4 protein-coding genes and 1 pseudogene are annotated in these 5,424 nt (G+C 44.2%); all 5 read left to right on the forward strand.

Annotated features, from left to right (window positions below):
• The coding region (locus tag ACTNES_RS19200; protein ID WP_441040411.1) for a C40 family peptidase at positions 1–973 on the forward strand (973 nt) is incomplete at its 5' end.
• A 16-nt stretch (positions 974–989) separates the two neighbouring features.
• A complete protein-coding gene (locus ACTNES_RS19205) occupies positions 990–1,319 on the forward strand; it encodes a DUF4315 family protein (protein WP_118591527.1) in 330 nt (109 codons plus the stop codon).
• Entirely contained in the window at positions 1,309–1,992 is a 684-nt protein-coding gene (locus ACTNES_RS19210; RefSeq protein WP_441040412.1) for a CD1107 family mobile element protein, read from the forward strand. The genes ACTNES_RS19205 and ACTNES_RS19210 overlap by 11 nt, the downstream gene beginning before the upstream one ends.
• A gap of 83 nt (positions 1,993–2,075) precedes the next feature.
• Positions 2,076–4,172, forward strand: coding sequence for a DNA topoisomerase 3 (locus tag ACTNES_RS19215; RefSeq protein ID WP_441040413.1), 2,097 nt, complete (start codon positions 2,076–2,078; stop codon positions 4,170–4,172).
• A gap of 19 nt (positions 4,173–4,191) precedes the next feature.
• Positions 4,192–5,424, forward strand: a pseudogene (locus ACTNES_RS19220) (DNA methylase); the annotation flags it as partial.

Raw genomic sequence — 5,424 nt, forward strand, 5'->3', positions numbered from 1 at the left:
TGGTATTACGACAGATTCTACCAGAGAGACAGTTACCGAAACAAAGACAGTCCGGGTAGGAGAATCACTGGGACAGGTTGTCACCAGTGGGTATTGTAACTGCTCCATCTGCTGTGGGCAGTGGAGTGGAGGACCGACAGCCAGTGGTGCGATGCCGACAGCCAATCATACGATCGCCGTAGATGCATCGAATCCTTTTGTACCGATGGGAACCCATGTCATTATGAATGGTGTGGAATATGTAGTAGAAGATACCGGAGCTTTTGCAAGATATGGTGTTCAGTTTGATGTTTATTATGATAACCATGCAGCAGCTTCCGCACACGGGCACCAGACATGGGAGGCATACATAGCAGACAGCAATGGAAGCCAGGAAGTGCAGGTTACGACCACGAAAGAAGTAAACCGTCTGGATGTAACGATGACAAACCGCAATCTGGATACCGTATTGAGAAGCCGCATGACGGAAGAAGAACAGGAAAGATACGATGCATATAACAAATATTATGGAAATCGTGATTATCTGTTTGACTTAAACAGCATACCCACCGGAAGTGGAGGATTTGGTTATACCATACCGACAGATGCTTTATCTGATCCACAGTTTGCAAAGATGATCCGGGAAGCAGAGAAATATCTGGGAGTTCCTTATGTCTGGGGTGGTTATTCCCCAAGTGGATTTGATTGTTCCGGATTTGTAAGCTGGGTTATCAATAATTGTGGAAATGGATGGAATATTGGAAGATGTACTGCCGATGGGCTTCGTTCTCACTGTTCGCAGGTATCTCCATCGGAAGCAAAACCGGGAGACTTGATCTTCTTCCAGGGAACCTATAACACAAGTGGAGCGAGTCATGTTGGAATCTATGTCGGCAATAACATGATGATCCATTGTGGTAAGCCGGTGCAATATACAAGTATCGCAAGTGCCTACTGGCAGGAACACTTTATGGCATTTGGTCGTCTGCATTAGAGGAGGTGACAGGCAGATGAACATGAAATTGAAAAAGATTCTGGATGATATTCAGAAAACAGAGGATAAGATTGCAGAGCTTCAGGAACATCTGAAACGGCAGAATACTTTAAAACAGCAGATGGAAGATATGGAGATTATCAAATCATTTCGTTCTATGAAACTGGACAGCCGGGAGCTGCTGGTACTGCTTGACGGGATTCAGAAAGGAACCGTTATGATTCAGATGAATGAGGACGGCGGTATCACAGTGGAAGATACCAAGGAGACACCCCAAAAAGAAAGCGATAACAGACCACCTGTGGGGCAGGTGGCAGAAAGAGAGGGTTTAGACGATGAGGAATAAAGTGATAAAGAAACTTCTGATGATTGCTATGGCGGTAACAATGATTTCGGGAACATCCCTTGCTACTGTTTATGCAAATGCAAATCCACCGGCAGAAGAGACATCGACAGAAGTAGTGCAGGAGACTTCTACGGAAACAACTGAAGATACGGAGAAGAAAGAGGATACCGGAAGGGTGAGTGGAGAAAGTAACAATTCTGCTTTTTCTACACCGGGAAATGCCCAGCTTGTAGATGATAAGGAAAATGATGATACAAAACAGTTCCTTACTATCCAGACGAAAAAGGGGAATACTTTTTACATGGTCATTGACCGTTCCAGTAATACAGAGAACGTGTATATGATGTCTCTGGTCGATGAGAATGATCTGGCAGAATTTCTGGATGAAACAGAAAAAGACAAGGAAACTGAAGAATCAACCGTAGTGATCCCGGAAACCACACCGGAGACTACACCAGCAGCAGAGGAGGAAACCGAAGTGAAGAAAGAAGAGAAAAGCGGAATGAATGTGAAAGGTCTTGCAGCTATCGTAGTTGCAGCAATCTTAGGCTTTGCAGGAATCGCAGTCTATAAGAAACATGGACGCAGTAAGGACGAAGATTATGTAAGTGAACAGCTTGAATTTTCAGACGGTCCGTATGTAAATGAAGAGGACGATGAAAAAGAAGAATAAGCGTTTTTAAGAGATGGAAACAGTAATAAGGACAGGGGCAGCCAGAAATCTTGGCTGCCTTTTTTGGTAGAAAGGAAAGGATTATGTCTAAATTTTTAGTGATCGCAGAGAAGCCAAGTGTAGCACAAAGTTATGCGAAAAATCTGTCCGCTTATAAGCGGGAGGACGGTTATCTGGAGGGAGAAAGCTGTATTGTCAGCTGGTGCTTAGGACATCTGGCAGAATACGCACAGCCAGAGGAATATGACCTGAAATATGAAAAATGGCAGTTTGATGATCTGCCAATCCTTCCAGAAACATGGAAGCTGAAAGTTTCCAAGGATAAAAAGAAACAGTTTGATGTCTTAAAAGGTCTGATGAACCGAAGCGATGTGGAATATCTGGTCAATGGCTGTGATGCAGGAAGAGAAGGAGAACTGATCTTTCAAAGGGTGTATGTGCTTGCCGGATGCAGGAAACCAGTGAAACGTCTGTGGATCAGCTCGATGGAAGATGCCGCTATTCAGAAAGGTTTTCAGACAATGAAAAGTGAAGAAGAATATAAGAATCTCTGTATGGCTGCGGTGTGCAGGTCACAGGCTGATTGGCTGATCGGAATGAATGGAACCAGAGCATACACCACGAGATACTTTAAACGATTGGTTGTGGGCAGGGTACAGACCCCAACCCTTGCCATGCTTGCAGAACGGCAGGAGAGGATCGAGCATTTTCAAAAAGAAGCGTTTTATAAGGTAGCACTGACAGATGGAAAACTTACAGTAGTTTCCGAGAACATTGCAAATGAAGAAGCTGCGGATCTGCTTGCAGCGTTATGTAATGGTTCGACCGCTGTGGTCACACAGATAAAGAAAGAACGTAAGAAATCATTTCCACCGAAACTTTATGATCTGACAAGTCTGCAGAGAGAAGCCAACCGTTACTTTGGATATACGGCGAAACGGACACTGGATATGTTACAGGAATTATATGAAGAAAAGCTGGTTACTTATCCAAGAACAGACAGCCAGTTTGTAACGGAGGATATGAAAGATTCGGTAGAGGAACTGGTAGGAAAAATGTCAGTATTACTTCCATTTGTAGATTATGGACAATTGGGGCATGGCATAAAAAGGGTAATCAACAATGCAAAGGTATCTGATCACCATGCGATTCTTCCGACGAAAGAAGCCGTGGAGAAAGGAATTGCGGATTTACCGGCAGATAAAAAGAATCTGCTGATGTTGATCTGTCAGCAGCTGGTACAGGCAACCGGAGAAGAATATCTGTATGAGCAGACAGATATTACGGTAAAGTGCCAGGAACATGATTTTAAAGCCAGAGGGAAGATTCCAGTACAGATGGGATTTAAGGAAGTGGAAAAGGCATTTAAACATCTGTGTGTCAAAGCGGAACCAGTAGAAGAAAAGGAAAAAGAGACTTCGATTCCTGCTGGGTATGAAGAAGGAATGAGGCTTTTTCCAGTGAAAGCAGAGAAAACCACACATTATACCTCTCCGCCGAAACCATTCAATGAAGATACGCTCCTTGCTGCAATGGAAACAGCCGGTAATAAGGAGTTTGATTCTGAAACAGAAAAGAAAGGGCTGGGGACTCCGGCAACAAGGGCAAGTATCATTGAGAAATTGGTTTCTTCCGGTTATGCACAGAGAAAGGGTAAGCAGATATTGCCAAGTACCGAGGGAAAGGAATTGGTAAAAGTCATGCCAGAGTATCTGAAATCAGCAGTAATGACAGCGGAATGGGAGAACCAGCTGTTGATGATGGAAAAGGGACAGATTACAGATACTCAGTTTATGGGAGAGATTACTTCTCTTGTCCGTAAGATTTTAGAGGTATGCAGGGAGATACCGGAAGAGGAACGCAGGAGATTCCAGACGGAGAGGGAAGTGATCGGCAAATGTCCGGTCTGTGGCTGTGATGTTTTCGAGGGGAAACAGAATTTTTATTGCTCAAACCGTCAGTGTGATTTTGCTCTTTGGAAAGAAAACCGTTTCTTAGGAAGCATGGAGAAAAATCTGGATAAAAAGATGGCAAGAGAACTTCTTGATAAGGCTTGTACCCATGTAAAAGGTCTGTATTCTAAAAAGAAAGATATGACATTTGATGCAGATCTGTTACTCACACTGGAGGATGGCAAGCCGAGATTTCATCTGGAATTCCCAAAGAAGAAAAAGAAATAAGACAAGGAGGTAAAGCGATATGTCTAAATTACAGGACATCCGGGATCTGGCACAGGAACATGCTGTATCAGTGAGTGGTTCCCCCAGAGACTGGATGGATTATATGGACACAGCATCAAGGTTATATCGTTATTCTTTTTCAGACCAGCTTCTGATCCATGCACAGCATCCAGAAGCAACGGCCTGTGCATCACTGGAATTATGGAATGAAAAGATGTTCCGATGGGTGAACCGTGGTGCAAGGGGAATCGCCCTGCTTGATGAAACAGGGCAGCATACCAGACTCCGTTATGTGTTTGATATTTCGGATACCCATATGGTAGCCGGGGGCAGAAGCCCGTATCTGTGGCAGATGCAGGAACACCAGAGAGAAGAGATCCTCACCCATCTGGCAGAGGTCTATGCTCTGGAAGAAAAGGATACAGCAACTTTGCAGGATGCATTGATGGCAGTTGCAAGGGAAATGGTCAGTGATAATCTGGAGGAATACCTGGATGGATTGGAATATGCTGTAGAAGGTACTTATCTGGAAGATTTGGATGAGGTAACGATCCGCAGTGATTTCCGTCAGCTGGCAACAGACAGTGTTTACTATCTGCTTTCCAGGCGATGCGGACTTGACCCGATGGAACTTCTGGAAGAAGAGGACTTCATGCATATCACAGATTATAACCGCCTGTCTGTTCTCACCTTCCTTGGAAATGCAACAAGCCAGCTCAGTGAAAGTATTCTGATTGATATTGGAAAGACCGTACATAAAATTTCTCTGGAAGAATCGAGAAAAGAGGTTGAAAATTCCAATGAAAGGAATTATAATAACTTTACCACGTTAATGCGTGAAACTAAAAACCGGGATGCAGAAACGAAAAAAGAAGAAAATATTGAAAATGAAGGAGGAACCGATTATGGAACTGACATATCATCGCAAGGGAGATTACCTGTTTCCGAATCTGACCGTCGAAGAGGAAGAAGTGACAATCGGGAAATATGGGATGCTGCGGAGGACATTTCTGAAGGAACACAGGAACAGCCTTTATCAGAGCTTGTTCCTGACCGGGAAGCTGAACAGCCATCTGGAACAGATCGAGAAAGCGGCACAGGAGAGAATGGACAGCCAGATGGAGAAACTACTGGAGAAGAGTCCGGCACCGGACAAGGAAGCAGATCCGATGGCATGGACAGCACACATGAACGCACTGATGGCAACAGCGGAAGAGAGCATCTTGACGGAATTGGTATACAGTTAGTCGAA

This window comes from Blautia sp. HCP3S3_D9, from assembly GCF_052063845.1.
In the GTDB taxonomy this organism is placed as follows: domain Bacteria; phylum Bacillota; class Clostridia; order Lachnospirales; family Lachnospiraceae; genus Blautia_A.

Excerpts from the sequence above, each read along its gene's own strand:
- ACTNES_RS19215 (WP_441040413.1), top strand. The coding sequence starts at position 2,076 with ATGTCTAAATTTTTAGTGATCGCAGAGAAGCCAAGTGTAGCACAAAGT.
- ACTNES_RS19205 (WP_118591527.1), top strand. The coding sequence starts at position 990 with ATGAACATGAAATTGAAAAAGATTCTGGATGATATTCAGAAAACAGAG.
- ACTNES_RS19210 (WP_441040412.1), top strand. The coding sequence starts at position 1,309 with ATGAGGAATAAAGTGATAAAGAAACTTCTGATGATTGCTATGGCGGTA.